A 16,269-nucleotide genomic window follows, 5' to 3' on the forward strand; every position below is an offset into this window, starting at 1 on the left:
GTGCTCAGCGGGTTTCGTTGAACAGTTCGCGGCCGATCAGCATCCGGCGGATTTCGCTGGTGCCGGCACCGATCTCGTACAGCTTGGCGTCGCGCAGCAGGCGGCCTGCCGGGAATTCGTTGATATAGCCGTTGCCACCCAGAATCTGGATCGCCTCCAGGGCCATTTGCGTGGCGCGTTCGGCGGTGTACAGGATCACCCCGGCGGCATCCTTGCGGGTGGTCTCGCCACGGTCGCAGGCCTGGGCCACGGCATACAGGTAGGCGCGGCTGGCGTTGAGCTGGGTGTACATGTCGGCGATCTTGCCCTGGATCAGCTGGAACTCGCCGATGCTCTGGCCGAACTGCTTGCGGTCGTGGATGTAGGGCACCACCAGGTCCATGCAGCTTTGCATGATGCCGGTCGGGCCCCCGGACAGCACCACGCGCTCGTAGTCCAGGCCGCTCATCAGCACGCGCACGCCGCCGTTGAGCTGGCCGAGGATGTTTTCTTCCGGCACTTCGACGCCGTCGAAGAACAGCTCGCAGGTGTTGGAGCCGCGCATGCCCAGCTTGTCGAACTTGTTGCTGCGGCTGAAGCCTTTCCAGTCACGCTCGACGATGAACGCGGTGATGCCATGCGCGCCCTTGTCCAGGTCGGTCTTGGCGTAGATCACGTAGGTGTTGGCGTCGGGGCCGTTGGTGATCCAGGTCTTGCTGCCGTTGAGCACGTAGTGGTCGCCGCGCTTTTCCGCGCGCAGCTTCATCGACACCACGTCGGAGCCGGCGTTGGGCTCGCTCATGGCCAAGGCGCCGATGTGCTCGCCGCTGATCAGCTTGGGCAGGTACTTGAGCTTCTGCTCGTGGCTGCCGTTGCGGTTGATCTGGTTGACGCAGAGGTTGGAGTGGGCGCCGTAGGACAGGGCCACCGAGGCCGAGCCACGGCTGATTTCTTCCATCGACACCACGTGGGCCAGGTAGCCCAGGCCGGCACCGCCATATTCTTCCGGCACGGTGATGCCCAGCAGGCCCATGTCGCCGAACTTGCGCCACATGTCGGCCGGGAACAGGTTGTCGTGGTCGATTTGCGCGGCGCGCGGGGCCAGTTCGGCGGCGACGAAGGTGCGCACCTGGTCGCGGAGCATGTCGATGGTTTCGCCCAGGGCGAAGTTCAGGGTGGGGTAATGCATGCTGGGGCACCTTCTTGTTCTTGAAATTGGGTAACACCGTAGCTCAAGGGCTATCCACCGGCCCTGTGGGAGCGGGTTTACCCGCGAATGCGTCAGCAGGGCCACCGTCATTGCCTGGATGATCGCATTCGCGGGTAAACCCGCTCCCACAGGGTCGGTGATACGCCGACAAACCCGATGTCGTTTTCACCTTTACGTTAACGTAAACCTGTGGACGGTCACTGTCAATCGACTCATCACCTTTACGTAAACGTAAATCTGCGCCAGAGTATTCCCGCTTGCTTCAGTCGTGCCCAGAACAACCACAAGAAGGGACACCCATGAGTCAACCAAGCTATACCCGCGGTCGCCAGGACCAAGCCTTGCTGACCCAGACCATCGGCCAGGCCTTCGATGCCACCGTGGCCCGTTTTGCCGATGGCGAGGCACTGGTGTCGCGTCACCAGGGCCTGCGCTACAGCTGGCGGCAGCTGGCCGAGCAGGTCGAGGTACATGCCCGTGCCTTGATGGCCTTGGGCGTGAACACCGGCGATCGGGTCGGCATCTGGTCGCCCAACTGCGCCCAGTGGTGCATCCTGCAACTGGCCAGCGCCAAGGTCGGTGCCATCCTGGTCAACATCAACCCGGCCTACCGCGTGGGCGAGCTGGAATACGTGCTGCGCCAGTCCGGCTGCCGCTGGCTGGTGTGTGCCGATGCCTTCAAGACGTCCGACTACCACGCCATGGTCCAGGAACTGGCACCCGAACTGGCCAGCGCCATCCCGGGTGAAATGGTCAGTGAACGCCTGCCCGACCTGCGCGGTGTGGTCAGCCTGGCCGCCAACCCGCCGGCAGGCTTCCTGCCTTGGCAAGCGCTGGCCGAGCGGGCAGGGCAGACCTCCGTCGAGGCCTGCGCGGCGCGCCAGCAAAGCCTGCAGTTCGACCAGCCGGTGAACATCCAGTACACCTCCGGCACCACTGGCGCGCCGAAGGGCGCCACGCTCAGCCACTACAACATCCTCAACAACGGCTTCATGGTCGGCGAAAGCCTGGGCCTGACCGCACGTGACCGCATGGTGATCCCGGTGCCGCTGTACCACTGCTTCGGCATGGTCATGGCCAACCTCGGCTGCATCACCCATGGCAGCACCATGATCTACCCCAACGACGCCTTCGACGCCGAGCTCACCCTGCGCGCCGTGGCCGAAGAGCGCGCCAGCATCCTTTATGGTGTGCCGACCATGTTCATCGCCATGCTCGACCACCCCGCGCGTGCGCAAATGGACCTGTCGACCCTGCGCAGCGGCATCATGGCCGGCGCCACCTGCCCGATCGAGGTGATGCGCCGGGTCATCGACCAGATGCACATGGCCGAAGTGCAGATCGCCTACGGCATGACCGAAACCAGCCCGGTGTCGCTGCAGACCGGCCCGGACGACGGCCTGGAACTGCGCGTGACCACCGTGGGTCGCACCCAGCCGCAGCTGGAGAACAAGCTGGTGGACGCCGACGGCTGCATCGTCCCGCGCGGCGAGATCGGCGAGCTGTGCACCCGCGGCTACAGCGTGATGCTCGGCTACTGGGACAACCCCCAGGCCACGGCGGATGCCATCGACCCGGCCGGCTGGATGCACTCGGGCGACCTGGCGGTGATGGACGAGCACGGCTACGTACGTATTGTCGGGCGCAACAAGGACATGATCATTCGCGGCGGCGAGAACATCTACCCGCGTGAGCTGGAAGAGTTCTTCTACACCCACCCGGCGGTGGCCGATGCGCAGGTGATCGGCATTCCGTGCAGCCGTTATGGCGAGGAGATCGTCGCCTGGATCAAGCTGCACCCGGGGCACAGTGCCACGGTCGAGGAACTGCAGGGCTGGTGCAAGGCGCGCATTGCGCATTTCAAGGTGCCGCGGCACATCCGCTTCGTCGACGAGTACCCGATGACGGTGACTGGCAAGGTGCAGAAGTTCCGCATGCGGGAGATCAGTGTGGCGGAGATCTCGGCTGTATCTGCCGGTTGATCGGCCAGGTCCGCCGGCCCTTTCGCGGGTAAACCCGCTCCCACAGGTATTGCACAGCCTTCGAGGTTGGTGCTGTACCTGTGGGAGCGGGTTTACCCGCGAAGAGGCCGGCCCTGCCAGCACAGAATCCTGGTCTACCCTTAAGCCTCTACCGGTGGCTCCTGGTTGGGCGGGTCGCCCACCGTCGGCGGCACGGTCGGCTTGATCGGCAGCTCGTCCGGGGCTTCTTCCGGCACGGGCGGCGGCAGGCTGGGGTCGTCGATGTTGGGGTCGGGTGTCTCCGGTGGAATGGGAATGTTCATGGCCTGACCTCGCATGGGTAATTGAAGAGGTGCTGCAGGCTTCGACTCCTGGCAGCTGCCGTTCGCTCAATTTTATTGAACCCCACGCCTGTGCCCGGCTCTGAACCCTTACCGCTACCAGCCTGAGGGAGCAAGGTCCGATGTCACGAAACGAGCCCTTCGAAAGCGTGCCCATGGCCAACGATCACCCGGACCAGGCCATCAGCCTGTCCCAGGCGCTGCTGGCGCCACGCATCGTGATCGAAGACACCCAACCCGTGCTCGAAGCCGGTACCTTCGCCACCAAGGCCATCAGTGGCCAACCAGTGGCGGTCAGCAGCAAGGTCTACAGCGACGGCCACGACCGCCTGGCGGTGATGCTCAACTGGCGCCAGGCCCACAGCCGGCGCTGGCATTGCGTGCCCATGCATTCGCCGGGCAACGACCTGTGGCTGGCCGAGTTCACCCCCACCGAGCTGGGCCCGCACCTGTTCAGCATCGAGGCCTGGATCGACCCGTTCGCCACCTATTGTCACGACCTGGAGAAGAAGTACCAGGCCGGTGTCGAGGTCAGGCTGGAGCTGGAGGAAGGCCGGTTGATGCTGGGCAAGGGCATCGAGTTGTGCGACGGTGCCCTGCGCGAGGAACTTCAGGCCATCCAGCAGCGCCTTTCCACCCTGGATGCCGACGACCAGGTGGCGCTGTTTCTCGACCCGGCCACCGCGCGCCTGATGAGCGATGCCGAGCACCGCAGCTACCTGGCCCGCAGCCGTGAATTCCCCGTCGATGTCGACCGCCCGGCAGCGCAGTTCGCCAGCTGGTACGAGCTGTTCCCGCGCTCGATCACCGACAGCCCCGAGCGCCACGGCACCTTCAATGATGTGCACGAGCGCCTGCCGATGATCCGCGACATGGGCTTCGACGTGCTGTACTTCCCGCCCATTCATCCCATCGGCATGCAGCACCGCAAGGGCCGCAACAATGCCCTGAAAGCCGAGCCCGGCGATCCGGGCAGCCCGTATGCCATCGGCAGCCCGGAAGGCGGCCACGAGGCAATCCACCCGCAACTGGGCAGCCGCGACGACTTCCGTCGCCTGGTGGCCGCGGCGGCCGAACATGGCCTGGAAATCGCTCTCGACTTCGCCATCCAGTGCTCCCAGGATCACCCCTGGCTGAAGGAGCACCCTGGCTGGTTCAGCTGGCGCCCGGACGGCACCATCCGCTATGCCGAGAACCCGCCGAAGAAGTACCAGGACATCGTCAACGTCGATTTCTACGCACCCGACGCCGTGCCCTCGCTGTGGCTGGCCCTGCGTGACGTGGTGGTCGGCTGGGTCGAGGAAGGGGTGAAAACCTTCCGCGTCGACAACCCGCACACCAAGCCACTGCCGTTCTGGCAGTGGCTGATCGCCAATGTGCGCAGCCAGCACCCCGAGGTGATTTTCCTTGCCGAGGCGTTTACCCGGCCGGCTATGATGGCGCGCCTGGGCAAGGTTGGTTATGCGCAAAGCTACACCTACTTCACCTGGCGCAATCACAAACAGGAGCTGCGCGAGTACTTCGAGCAGCTTAACCAGCCGCCGTGGAGCCAGTGCTACCGGCCCAACTTCTTCGTCAATACGCCGGATATAAACCCGTACTTTCTGCACACCTCCGGCCGTGCCGGCTTCCTCATCCGCGCGGCGCTGGCCACCATGGGGTCGGGGCTGTGGGGCATGTACTCGGGCTTCGAGCTGTGCGAAGGCACGCCACTGCCGGGCAAGGAGGAGTACCTGGATTCGGAGAAGTACGAAATTCGCCCGCGCGATTTCAGCCAGCCCGGCAACATCATTGCCGAAATCGCCCAGCTCAACCGCATCCGCCGACAGAACCGCGCCTTGCAGACTCACCTGGGCGTGGCGTTCTTCAACTGCTGGAACGACAACATCCTGTACTTCGCCAAGCGCACGCCGGCGCGCGACAACTACATCCTGATCGCGGTGAGCCTCGATCCGCACAACGCCCAGGAGGCGCATTTCGAATTGCCGCTTTGGGAGCTGGGGCTGGACGACAACGCCGAAACCCAGGGTGAAGACCTGATGAACGGCCACCGTTGGTCGTGGTACGGCAAGACCCAATGGATGCGCATCGAGCCTTGGCATTTGCCGTTCGGCATCTGGCGCATCGAAAAGGCCCGTTAACAAAGTGCACGCCATCCCCTGTGGGAGCGGGTTTACCCGCGAAGCAGGCGCCGCGGAGCATGGCACCGGCTTCGCCGGTGTTCGCGGGTAAACCCGCTCCCACAGGGATCGTGTCAAGTCAGTTGCTTGTGCATTGGGGCCAGAGCAACCTGGAATTGAAAGGAGTCGCATATGGCCAAGCGTTCCCGCCCGGCAGCCTTCATCGACGACCCGCTGTGGTACAAGGACGCCGTCATCTACCAGCTGCACATCAAGTCGTTCTTCGATTCGAACAACGATGGCATCGGCGATTTCGCCGGCCTGATCAGCAAGCTCGACTACATCGCCGAGCTGGGCGTCAACACCCTGTGGCTGCTGCCGTTCTATCCCTCGCCACGTCGCGACGACGGCTACGACATCGCCGAATACAAGGCCGTGCACCCCGACTACGGCAACCTCGCCGATGCCCGCCGCTTCATCGCCGAGGCGCACAAACGCGGCCTGCGGGTCATCACCGAGCTGGTCATCAACCACACCAGCGACCAGCACCCCTGGTTCCAGCGCGCCCGCCATGCCAAGCGCGGCAGCAAGGCGCGGGACTTCTACGTGTGGTCGGATGACGACCAGAAGTACGACGGCACGCGTATCATCTTCCTCGACACCGAGAAGTCCAACTGGACCTGGGACCCGGTCGCCGGCCAGTACTTCTGGCACCGCTTCTACTCGCACCAGCCCGACCTCAACTTCGACAACCCGCAAGTGCTCAAGGCCGTGATCGGGGTGATGCGCTTCTGGCTCGACCTGGGGGTCGATGGCCTGCGCCTGGACGCCATCCCCTACCTGATCGAGCGCGATGGCACCAACAACGAGAACCTCGCCGAAACCCACGACGTGCTCAAGGCGATCCGCGCCGAAATCGACGCCAATTACCCCGACCGCATGCTGCTGGCCGAGGCCAACCAATGGCCCGAGGACACCCGCCCGTACTTCGGCGAAGGCGAGGGTGACGAATGCCACATGGCTTTCCACTTCCCGTTGATGCCGCGCATGTACATGGCCCTGGCCATGGAGGACCGCTTCCCGATCACCGATATCCTGCGCCAGACCCCGGAAATCCCCGCCAACTGCCAATGGGCGATCTTCCTGCGCAACCACGATGAGCTGACCCTGGAAATGGTCACCGACCGCGAGCGCGACTACCTGTGGAACTACTACGCCGAAGACCGCCGCGCGCGCATAAACCTGGGCATCCGTCGGCGCCTGGCGCCGTTGCTGCAGCGTGACCGCCGGCGCATCGAACTGCTCACCAGCCTGCTGCTGTCGATGCCCGGCACCCCCACGCTGTACTACGGCGACGAACTGGGCATGGGCGACAACATCTACCTGGGCGACCGCGACGGCGTGCGCACGCCCATGCAGTGGTCACCGGACCGCAACGGCGGTTTCTCCCGCGCCGACCCGCAGCGGCTGGTGCTGCCGCCGATCATGGACCCGCTGTACGGTTACCAGACCGTCAACGTCGAGGCCCAGGCCAACGACCCGCACTCGCTGCTCAACTGGACCCGGCGCATGCTGGCGGTGCGCAAGCAGCAGAAGGCCTTCGGCCGCGGCAGCCTGCGCACCCTCACGCCGAACAACCGGCGCATCCTCGCCTACCTGCGCGAGTACACCGACGCCGAGGGCAACACCGAGGTCATCCTGTGCGTGGCCAACGTCTCCCGCGCCGCCCAGGCGGCTGAACTGGAATTGTCACAATACGCCGACAAAGTACCGGTGGAGATGCTCGGCGGCAGCGCCTTCCCGCCGATCGGCCAACTGCCGTTCCTGCTGACCTTGCCACCCTATGCCTTCTACTGGTTCCTGCTGGCCTCCCACGACCGCATGCCCAGCTGGCACATCCAGGCCACCGAGGGGTTACCCGAATTGACCACGCTGGTGCTGCGCAAACGCATGGAAGAACTGCTGGAAGCCCCAGCCAGCGATACCCTGCAAAACGCCATCCTGCCGCAGTACCTGCCCAAGCGGCGCTGGTTCGCCGGCAAGGAAGGGCCGATCGACGCGGTGCGTCTGTGCTACGGCGTGCGCTTCGGCACGGCCACCACGCCAGTACTGCTCGGTGAAATCGAAGTGCTCAGCGACGGCGTGGCCAACCGCTACCAACTGCCGTTCGGCCTGCTGCCCGAAGAACAGATCAACACCGCGCTGCCGCAGCAGCTCGCCCTGTCGCGGGTGCGCCGCGCCCATCAGGTTGGCCTGATCACAGACGCCTTTGTGCTCGAACCGTTCATCCGCGCAGTGCTGCGTGCCTGTGAGGAGGGCATGCAACTGCCTTGTGGCAACGGCGAGGGCGAGCTGCGCTTCGAAAGCACGCAGCAGTTGGCGAGCCTGGCGTTGAACGACGAAAGCACAGTGCGCTACCTCAGCGCCGAGCAGTCCAACAGCTCGGTGGTGATCGGCGACCATGTGGTGCTCAAGCTGATCCGCCGGGTCAACCCGGGTGTGCACCCGGAGCTGGAAATGAGTGCCTATCTGACCGCCGCAGGCTTTGCCAATATTTCGCCATTGCTGGGCTGGGTCAGCCGGCTGGACGAGCAGGGGGTGCCACACTTGCTGATGATCGCCCAGGGCTACCTGAGCAACCAGGGTGATGCCTGGGCCTGGACCCAGAACACCCTGGAGCGGGCCATCCGCGACCAGATGGAGCCTTCCAGCCTGGACGCCGAGGCGCACACTGACGCACTGGCCGAACTCACCGGCTTTGCCGCCTTGCTCGGCCAGCGCCTGGGCGAGATGCACCTGCTGCTGGCCGCACCGACCAATGACGAGGCTTTCCAGCCGCGCCCAAGCGATGCCGACGACAGCGAACGCTGGAGTGCGCAGATCAGTGCCGAACTTGCCCATGCCCTCGACCTGCTGGCGCAGCACCGCGACTGCCTCGACAGCGACAGCCAGGCGCTGGTCGACGATTTGCAGCAACAGCGCGACGGCCTGGCCCAGCACATTGCCAACCTGGCCCGCCAGGCCCAGGGCGGCCTGCTGATGCGCGTGCACGGCGACCTGCACCTGGGCCAGGTGCTGGTGGTGCAGGGCGATGCCTACCTCATCGATTTCGAAGGTGAGCCGGCCCGGCCGCTGCAAGAGCGCCGGGCAAAACACAGCCCGTACAAGGATGTCAGCGGCGTGCTGCGATCCTTCGACTATGCTGCTGCCATGATCTTGCGCAATGCGTCTGCGGTCGACCTTTCCGGTCCGGCCCGCCAGGCCCGGCAACGTGTTGCCCGGCAGTACCTGCACCAGTCGCGGCATGCCTTTGTCGAAGCCTATGGCCTGGCCACTGCAGCCATGCCCCACGCCTGGCAGCAGGCCGAGGGCGAGCGTGCCGCACTGGAGCTGTTCTGCGTGGAGAAAGCCGCCTACGAAATCACATACGAAGCCGAGAACCGTCCGAGTTGGTTGGCCGTGCCCTTGCATGGCCTGCATGGACTGATCAGTACCTGGGGAGAGTCATAGATGAATGCAACCACGCGTGAAAACGGCGGCCTTCGGCAACGGGACCTGGACGCCCTGGCCCGCGCCGAGCACGCCGATCCATTTGCGGTACTAGGCCCCCACGGCGACGGTACGGGCGGGCAGGTGGTCCGCGTCTTCCTGCCCAATGCCCTGAATGTGCGCATGCTGGCCCGGCATGACGGGCGCATCCTCACCGAAATGGAGCAGGGCAGCCTGCCCGGTTTGTTCACCGCGCACCTCGATGAAGCACACCCGTACCTGCTGCAGATCGGCTGGGCCGGCGGCGAGCAGGTCACCGAAGACCCCTACAGCTTCGGCCCGCAACTGGGCGACATGGACCTGTACCTGTTCGCCGAAGGCAACCACCGCGACCTGTCGGGGCGCTTTGGTGCCCAGCCGATCCAGGTCGATGGTATCGACGGCGTGTGCTTTTCGGTGTGGGCGCCGAACGCGCGTCGGGTGTCGGTGGTGGGCGATTTCAACAACTGGGACGGCCGCCGCCACCCCATGCGCCTTCGCCATAGCGCCGGGGTGTGGGAGTTGTTCGTGCCGCGCCTGGGCGTGGGCGAAACCTACAAGTTCGAAGTGCTGGGCAAGGACGGCATACTGCCCCTGAAAGCCGACCCGCTGGCGCGCGCCACCGAACTGCCGCCGAGCACCGCCTCCAAGGTTGCCGGGGCGCTCAGCCACGGTTGGCAAGACCACGACTGGATGGCGCAACGCGCGCAGCGCCATGCCTACAACGCGCCGCTGTCGATCTACGAGCTGCACCCCGGTTCCTGGCGCTGCGAGCTGGATGAGGCGGGCGAAGTCGGGCGCTATTACAACTGGCGCGAGCTGGCCGAGCGCCTGGTGCCGTACGTTCAGGAGCTGGGCTTCACCCACATCGAACTGCTGCCGATCATGGAGCACCCGTTCGGCGGCTCCTGGGGTTATCAGCCGCTGTCGCTGTTCGCGCCCACCTCGCGCTACGGCAGCGCCGAGGACTTCGCCGCCTTCGTCGACGCCTGCCACCAGGGCGGCATTGGCGTGCTGCTCGACTGGGTGCCGGCGCATTTCCCCACTGACGAACACGGCCTGGCGCGTTTCGACGGCACCGCCCTGTACGAATACGACAACCCCCTGGAGGGCTACCACCAGGACTGGAACACGCTGATCTACAACCTTGGCCGCAACGAAGTGCGCGGCTTCATGATGGCCTCGGCGCTGCACTGGCTGAAGCACTTCCACATCGACGGCCTGCGCGTCGATGCGGTGGCCTCGATGCTGTACCGCGACTATTCACGCAAAGCCGGCGAATGGGTGCCCAACCGCCACGGCGGGCGCGAGAACCTGGAGGCCATCGACTTCATCCGCCACCTCAACGGCGTGGCGGCCCACGAGGCCCCGGGCGCGCTGATCATCGCCGAGGAGTCCACCGCCTGGCCCGGCGTCAGCCAGCCGACCCAGCAGGGCGGCCTGGGCTTTGCCTACAAGTGGAACATGGGCTGGATGCATGACACCTTGCATTACATCCAGAACGACCCGGTGCACCGTACCTACCACCACAACGAGATGAGCTTCGGGCTGATCTATGCCTATTCCGAGCACTTCATCCTGCCCATCTCCCACGACGAAGTGGTGCACGGCAAGCACTCGCTGATCGACAAGATGCCCGGCGACCGCTGGCAGAAGTTCGCCAACCTGCGTGCCTACCTCACCTTCATGTGGGCGCATCCGGGCAAGAAGCTGCTGTTCATGGGCTGCGAGTTCGGCCAGTGGCGTGAGTGGGACCACGATGGCGAGCTGGACTGGTACCTGCTGCAGTACCCTGAGCACCAGGGGGTACAGCGCCTGGTGGGCGACCTCAACCGCCTGTACCGCGAAGTGCCGGCGCTGCACGAGCAGGATTGCCAGCCGCAGGGTTTCCAGTGGTTGATTGGTGACGATGCGCAGAACAGCGTGTATGCCTGGCTGCGCTGGAGCAGCAATGGCGAGCCGGTGCTGGTGGTGGCCAACTTTACGCCGGTGCCGCGCGAGGGCTATCGCATTGGCGTGCCGTTCGGCGAGCGCTGGCAGGAGCTGTTGAACAGTGATGCAGAGCTGTATGCCGGGTCCAATGTCGGCAACCTGGGGGTGGTGGAGAGTGACGAGATAGCCAGCCATGGGCAGCCGCAGTCGCTGGCCCTGAACCTGCCGCCACTTGGGGTTCTGATAATGAAACCAGCCTGATGTGTTGCCAGTACTGGCCTCTTCGCGGGTAAACCCGCTCCCACAGGAATTGCACAAGCTTCAGACCCTGTGCGGTCCTTGTGGGAGCGGGTTCACCCGCGAAAGGGCCGAACCTGCCTACCACCGCATCCGCACCCCAAGGCTGCCAATCAACCCGTTCAGGTCATTGTCGTCCACGTCACTGCTGTAATCGGCACTGACAAACAGCGCCACCGTGGGCGTCACCCGCGCCACCAGCCCCAACCCCAGTTCCACCGTGGTCGAGTAGCGCGAGCTGGAGATCTTGTCGACCTGGTCCAGCTTCACCTCCTCGGCATTGCTGAAGTCATACCACACGTTGGTCCGCACATAGGGCTCGATCGGCATGCCGCGTACCTCATAGCGTCCGGACAGCCTGGCACCCACCCGGCCGCTCCAGCTCGGCTGGCTGTCGAAGGCCTGCAAGGTCTCTTCCTGCGCCCGGCTGCCGGGGAAGAACTGCTGGTTGATCAACTGCGCCTGCGGCTCGATCACCCAGCCGCCCCCCAGGCCGATGGGGATGCCCCCCTCCAGCGAGAAGGACACCGCGTGGCCGCTGTCGTCCAGCCGCTGGCCGTTCTCGCCACGGCCATTGACGTCGATGCGCGAGCCCATGGCCACGGCATCCAGGTGCCAGCCCTGCTCATGGGTCATGCTCCAGTACACCCCCAGGCTTTCCCCGCTCAGGTTCACCGCGTTGCGCTGCTTGTCGCCCAGCAGCCGGCGCGTGCCGTTGAAGTTGGTCTGCAGGTTGTTGTGCCCGACGAAAATCCCCGCGCGGTGCACATTGCCCGCTGCAGTTTCACGCACAAACAGGTCCGGGCCGATCATCAGTTGCTGGCTGGGTGCCTCCAGCTGGTCTGGTGGTTGCGCACCCTTGCCTGGCGCGATCGGAAAGAACTGCGCCCACTGGCTGGCGACAAGGTCCGGTGCAGCCTGCCCATGGCGCTCGCTCATCTTCTGCGAAAACGCAGTCAAGGTACCGAGACTCAAGCCACTGGCGCTGATCGGGTCGAGCGACAACTGTGGTACTGCCGGTTGTTGCAGGAAGCCGGGCGAGGCCGGGTCGTCCTGCAATTCATACGCGATAGTTTCCACCGGGGTTGCCAGAAGCAGCGACGTGGAAACCGCGTAGAAAATGCTGTCGAAGCGCAAGGGATTCGAGGTGCTTTTCATGGCGGATCTCCTTTGTTTTTGTGTTACAGCCCTAGGACCTGGCCTGTTGTCACGAGCTGTACGGCAAAAACAGTGGGCGACCCAAACCAGCACGCCCGGCTTTCGCCAGCGCGCACGAAGGCGCGAGCTAGAGGCCCGGCGCGAGATCATTACTGCTTGATATGTTCAGCTAAGGAGAGGGCGCCGCTTGCGTCAAGAAAGCGTGAAGGAAGTGTTCATGTTCCGTGGCGTGGCTCAACCAATTGATTTTCCGGGTAAAACAGAGGGCTATAGCGGGGTTCGCTATTTGCCGTGTGGTGACTATGAAAAATGATTGCTAGAGCCTGACCTCGACCGCCAACGGAAGGTGGTCCGACAGGTGCGACCAAGGTTTGTGCCCCAGAATCCGCGGCCCATGGCTTTCGGCGTTGCGCAGGTAGACGCGGTCCAGGCGCAGCAGCGGCAGGCGCGCAGGGTAGGTGCGGGCCAGGTGGCCATGGTGGCGCTCGAAGGCCTCGTGCAGGTCATGCTGCAGGCCCAGGGTGCGGTTGCCGTGGGATTTCCAGTCGTTGAAATCGCCGGCGATGATCACCGGGGCATCGGCGGGCAAGGACTCGAGCAGCTTGCGCAGCAGTTGCAGCTGCTTCTGGCGGTGGCTTTCCAGTAACGACAGGTGCACGCAGATGGCATGTACCTGGCGCTGGCCGGGGACGTCGAGGATGCAGTGCAGCAGGCCACGACGTTCGGGGCCGGTGATCGACACGTCGAGGTTGCGGTGTTCGATGATCGGGTATCTGGACAGCAGCGCGTTGCCGTGGTGGCCGTCGGGGTAGACCGCGTTGCGGCCGTAGGCGAAGTCGCTCCACATGCTGTCGGCGAGGAACTCGTACTGCGAGGTCTGCGGCCAGCCGGGGTAGCGCGCGGCGTGGCGGTCGTGGCTGCCGAGCACCTCCTGGAGGAAGACGATGTCGGCCTGGGTACTGCGCACCGCCTCGCGCAGTTCCGGCAGGATGAAGCGCCGGTTGAAGGCGGTGAAGCCCTTGTGGGTATTCACCGTCAGCACCCGCAGCCGCTTCACGGCCGGGGCCTGGTTGTCGCTGGCGAAACCTTTACTGCCGGCTTCGGGGTTCACGGTTACTCCTCGGTCAACGGGTTTGCGCCGCTCCTGCAAAAGGGACACATACCAGCGGTTCAGGTTCACTCCTCATCACGCTGCAACACCATCAGCAGCAACGACCGCCCCTTGACCTCGAAGGTGCTGTCGAACTGCAGATGCTGCCCCTTGCGCAGCTCCGGCCGGTCGGTGTCGACCAGGCAGCTCCAGTAATCCCCATCGGGTACCGTCGGCAACTCGAACGGTACGATGTCATGGTGGGCATTGACGATCAGCAGTACGGTGGCCTCGGCGCCTGGCCGGGCAATGCCACTGACCTGCGCGCGGCCATCGATCAACATGCCCAGGCATCGCCCGTGCGGGTCTTCCCATTGCTCAACGCTCATCTCGTTGCCATCCGGTGCCAGCCAGGTCACGTCCTTGACCCCGATTGCCTCATTGTAGTCGCCCACCAGAAAGCGCGAGCGGCGCAGTATCGGGTAGGCCAGGCGCAGGCGGGTCAGGCGTTTGACGAAGGCCAGCAGCTCTTCACCCTCCTGGTCCAGGTCCCAGTTCACCCAGCCGATCTCGCTGTCCTGGCAATAGGCATTGTTGTTGCCGTGCTGGGTGCGGCTGAACTCGTCACCGGCGACGATCATCGGCGTGCCCTGGGCCAGCAGCAGGGTAGCGAAGAAGTTGCGCATCTGGCGCATGCGCAGGGCATTCACGCCCGGGTCGTCGGTTGGCCCCTCGACACCGCAGTTCCACGACAGGTTGTTGTCTGTGCCGTCCTGGTTGTTCTCGTCGTTGTCTTCGTTGTGCTTGTGGTTGTAGGACACCAGGTCGCGCAAGGTGAAACCGTCGTGGGCGGTGACGAAATTGACCGAGGCATAGGGGCGCCGGCCACGGTTGTTGAACATGTCCCCCGAGGCGGTCATGCGCGAGGCAAAGTCGGCCAGTTGGCCTTCGTCACCTTTCCAGAAGGCGCGCACGGTGTCGCGGAAGCGGTCGTTCCACTCTGCCCAGCCCGGGGCGAAGTTGCCCACCTGGTAGCCGCCCGGGCCGCAGTCCCAGGGCTCGGCGATCAGTTTCACCTGGCTCAGCATAGGGTCCTGGCGGCAGGCGACGAGGAAACCGTGGCGTTCGCTGTAGCCGTCGTGGTAGCGGCCAAGAATGGTCGCCAGGTCGAAGCGGAAGCCGTCCACGTGCATTTCGCCGGCCCAATAACGCAGCGAGTCGGTGACCAGCTGCAGCACGCAGGGGTGGCTCAGGTCCAGGGTGTTGCCGGTGCCGGAATCGTTGATGTAATAGCGCTTGTCGTCCGGCATCAGGCGGTAGTACGAGGCGTTGTCGATGCCGCGCATCGACAGCGTTGGCCCGCGCTCGTTGCCTTCGGCGGTGTGGTTGTAGACCACGTCGAGGATTACCTCCAGCCCGGCGTCGTGCAGGTGCGCGACCATTTCCTTGAACTCGGCGATCTTGCCGCTGGCCAGGTAGCGCGGGTGGGGGGCGAAGAAGGCGATGCTGTTGTAGCCCCAGTAGTTGTTCAGGCCCTTGTCCAGCAAGTGCTGGTCGTTGACGAAGGCGTGAACCGGCAGCAGCTCGATGCTGGAAACGCCCAGCTCCTTGATGTGCCTGAGCAGCTCGTCATTGGCCAGGCCGGCGAAGGTGCCGCGCAGGTTTTCCGGTACTGCCGGGTGGCACATGCTGATGCCACGGGTGTGCGCCTCGTAGATGATCGTGCGTTCCCAGGGGATCAGCACGCGCTGGTCGCGGCCCCAGGTGAAGGCAGGGTCGATCACCTTGCACTTAGGCACGAAGGGCGCGCTGTCGCGTTCGTCGAACGACAGGTCGCCGTCGGGGTGGCCGATGGTGTAGCCGAACAGTGCTTCGGACCATTGCAGGCTGCCGACCAGTTGCTTGGCATACGGGTCGATCAGCAGTTTGTTGGGGTTGAAGCGGTGGCCGTTCTCTGGCTCGTAGGGGCCGTGCACGCGGTAGCCATAGATCAGCCCGGGGTGCGCGTCGGGCAGGTAGCCGTGGTAGATCTCGTCGGTGTATTCGGGCAGCTCGATGCGCTCGATTTCGTGTTCGCCAGTGGAGTCGAACAGGCACAGCTCGACCTTGGTGGCGTTGGCCGAGAACAGGGCAAAGTTGACCCCCAGGCCATCCCAGGTGGCACCGAGGGGGAAGGGCAGGCCTTCACGGATGCGCGATGGGGCGACCGAGCGGGTTTTCTTCGGGGTGCGGGGGCTCATGGCGGTCCTCTATGGCCGTGGTGGAGGGGGAGCTGTGCAGTCCTGCACCGGCCTCTTCGCGGGCTTGCCCGCTCCCACAGGTACGGCGCCACACTCAGGCCTGGCGCCTACCTGTGGGAGCGGGCAAGCCCGCGAAGAGGCCGGTACAGGCTTAACCGGCAGCCGGCTTTTTCACCGCCCGGGGCTTCTTCACCGCTACGGCTTTCTCAACCGGCTCAGCCGCTACCTTGGGCTTGGCCGGCGCCCGCTTGCGCGGCGCCGCCTTGGGGGCCAGTGCCTCGGCTTCGGCCAGCTTGCGGGCCATGTCCCAATGGCGGTCTTCCTGGCCGGCAGGCTTACCCTCGGATTCCCAGATCTGGTAGGCAAATTCGCGGATACGTTTTTCATCAACACTCATCATGACGCTCCTGATG

11 protein-coding genes are annotated in these 16,269 nt (G+C 64.6%); 5 read left to right on the top strand and 6 right to left on the bottom strand.

The window, feature by feature from the left end; all coding sequences use genetic code 11:
- Nucleotides 1-4: 4 nt before the first annotated feature.
- The gene (locus tag ACIQYU_RS08885; protein ID WP_025339821.1) at nt 5-1,168 is read right to left on the bottom strand and encodes an isovaleryl-CoA dehydrogenase; all 1,164 of its coding nucleotides are present in this window, start codon (nt 1,166-1,168) and stop codon (nt 5-7) included.
- Between the two features lie 320 nt (nt 1,169-1,488).
- On the opposite strand from ACIQYU_RS08885, the gene ACIQYU_RS08890 reads away from it, so the two are divergent.
- Nucleotides 1,489-3,171, top strand: coding sequence for an AMP-binding protein (locus tag ACIQYU_RS08890; protein WP_333956893.1), 1,683 nt, complete (start codon nt 1,489-1,491; stop codon nt 3,169-3,171).
- Between the two features lie 140 nt (nt 3,172-3,311).
- On the opposite strand, the gene ACIQYU_RS08895 is transcribed toward ACIQYU_RS08890, so the two are convergent.
- A complete protein-coding gene (locus tag ACIQYU_RS08895; protein ID WP_172827510.1) occupies nt 3,312-3,473 on the bottom strand; it encodes a hypothetical protein in 162 nt (53 codons plus the stop codon).
- A 140-nt stretch (nt 3,474-3,613) separates the two neighbouring features.
- On the opposite strand from ACIQYU_RS08895, the gene ACIQYU_RS08900 reads away from it, so the two are divergent.
- The 3 genes from ACIQYU_RS08900 (at nt 3,614) to glgB (ending at nt 11,332) form a co-directional block, all read left to right on the top strand.
- On the top strand, nt 3,614-5,632 hold the full coding sequence (locus ACIQYU_RS08900) for an alpha-1,4-glucan--maltose-1-phosphate maltosyltransferase (RefSeq protein ID WP_402799071.1): 2,019 nt from the start codon (nt 3,614-3,616) through the stop codon (nt 5,630-5,632).
- A gap of 171 nt (nt 5,633-5,803) precedes the next feature.
- Entirely contained in the window at nt 5,804-9,121 is a 3,318-nt protein-coding gene (gene treS / locus ACIQYU_RS08905) for a maltose alpha-D-glucosyltransferase (protein WP_207831116.1), read from the top strand.
- Nucleotides 9,122-11,332 carry a 1,4-alpha-glucan branching protein GlgB gene (glgB, locus tag ACIQYU_RS08910; RefSeq protein ID WP_207831118.1) on the top strand — a complete coding sequence of 737 codons (2,211 nt, stop codon included), beginning with the start codon at nt 9,122-9,124 and terminating at the stop codon, nt 11,330-11,332.
- Nucleotides 11,333-11,449: 117 nt separating this feature from the next.
- Here glgB and ACIQYU_RS08915 read toward each other — a convergent pair whose 3' ends face one another.
- Nucleotides 11,450-12,526: an autotransporter outer membrane beta-barrel domain-containing protein gene (locus ACIQYU_RS08915; RefSeq protein ID WP_207831120.1), complete on the bottom strand. Its 1,077-nt coding sequence runs from the start codon at nt 12,524-12,526 to the stop codon at nt 11,450-11,452.
- 187 nt (nt 12,527-12,713) lie between these two features.
- Here ACIQYU_RS08915 and ACIQYU_RS08920 point away from each other — a divergent pair, with 187 nt between their 5' ends.
- A complete protein-coding gene (locus tag ACIQYU_RS08920) occupies nt 12,714-12,839 on the top strand; it encodes a hypothetical protein (protein WP_267955677.1) in 126 nt (41 codons plus the stop codon).
- 3 nt (nt 12,840-12,842) lie between these two features.
- On the opposite strand, the gene ACIQYU_RS08925 is transcribed toward ACIQYU_RS08920, so the two are convergent.
- The 3 genes from ACIQYU_RS08925 to ACIQYU_RS08935 all read right to left on the bottom strand — a co-directional run bounded on the left by ACIQYU_RS08925 (nt 12,843) and on the right by ACIQYU_RS08935 (nt 16,256).
- Nucleotides 12,843-13,637 carry an endonuclease/exonuclease/phosphatase family protein gene (locus tag ACIQYU_RS08925; protein WP_207831122.1) on the bottom strand — a complete coding sequence of 265 codons (795 nt, stop codon included), beginning with the start codon at nt 13,635-13,637 and terminating at the stop codon, nt 12,843-12,845.
- Between the two features lie 65 nt (nt 13,638-13,702).
- Nucleotides 13,703-15,856 (bottom strand): glycogen debranching protein GlgX, encoded by a 2,154-nt coding sequence (glgX, locus tag ACIQYU_RS08930; RefSeq protein WP_207831124.1) that lies wholly within the window; start codon nt 15,854-15,856, stop codon nt 13,703-13,705.
- Between the two features lie 151 nt (nt 15,857-16,007).
- The gene (locus ACIQYU_RS08935; protein WP_061551133.1) at nt 16,008-16,256 is read right to left on the bottom strand and encodes a DUF2934 domain-containing protein; all 249 of its coding nucleotides are present in this window, start codon (nt 16,254-16,256) and stop codon (nt 16,008-16,010) included.
- Nucleotides 16,257-16,269: the final 13 nt, after the last annotated feature.

Source organism: Pseudomonas sp. NPDC096925 (assembly GCF_044762545.1).
In the GTDB taxonomy this organism is placed as follows: domain Bacteria; phylum Pseudomonadota; class Gammaproteobacteria; order Pseudomonadales; family Pseudomonadaceae; genus Aquipseudomonas.

Excerpts from the sequence above, each read along its gene's own strand:
- treS (WP_207831116.1), top strand. The coding sequence starts at position 5,804 with ATGGCCAAGCGTTCCCGCCCGGCAGCCTTCATCGACGACCCGCTGTGG.
- glgX (WP_207831124.1), bottom strand. The coding sequence starts at position 15,856 with ATGAGCCCCCGCACCCCGAAGAAAACCCGCTCGGTCGCCCCATCGCGC.
- ACIQYU_RS08915 (WP_207831120.1), bottom strand. The coding sequence starts at position 12,526 with ATGAAAAGCACCTCGAATCCCTTGCGCTTCGACAGCATTTTCTACGCG.
- ACIQYU_RS08895 (WP_172827510.1), bottom strand. The coding sequence starts at position 3,473 with ATGAACATTCCCATTCCACCGGAGACACCCGACCCCAACATCGACGAC.
- ACIQYU_RS08935 (WP_061551133.1), bottom strand. The coding sequence starts at position 16,256 with ATGATGAGTGTTGATGAAAAACGTATCCGCGAATTTGCCTACCAGATC.
- ACIQYU_RS08890 (WP_333956893.1), top strand. The coding sequence starts at position 1,489 with ATGAGTCAACCAAGCTATACCCGCGGTCGCCAGGACCAAGCCTTGCTG.
- ACIQYU_RS08885 (WP_025339821.1), bottom strand. The coding sequence starts at position 1,168 with ATGCATTACCCCACCCTGAACTTCGCCCTGGGCGAAACCATCGACATG.
- ACIQYU_RS08900 (WP_402799071.1), top strand. The coding sequence starts at position 3,614 with ATGTCACGAAACGAGCCCTTCGAAAGCGTGCCCATGGCCAACGATCAC.
- glgB (WP_207831118.1), top strand. The coding sequence starts at position 9,122 with ATGAATGCAACCACGCGTGAAAACGGCGGCCTTCGGCAACGGGACCTG.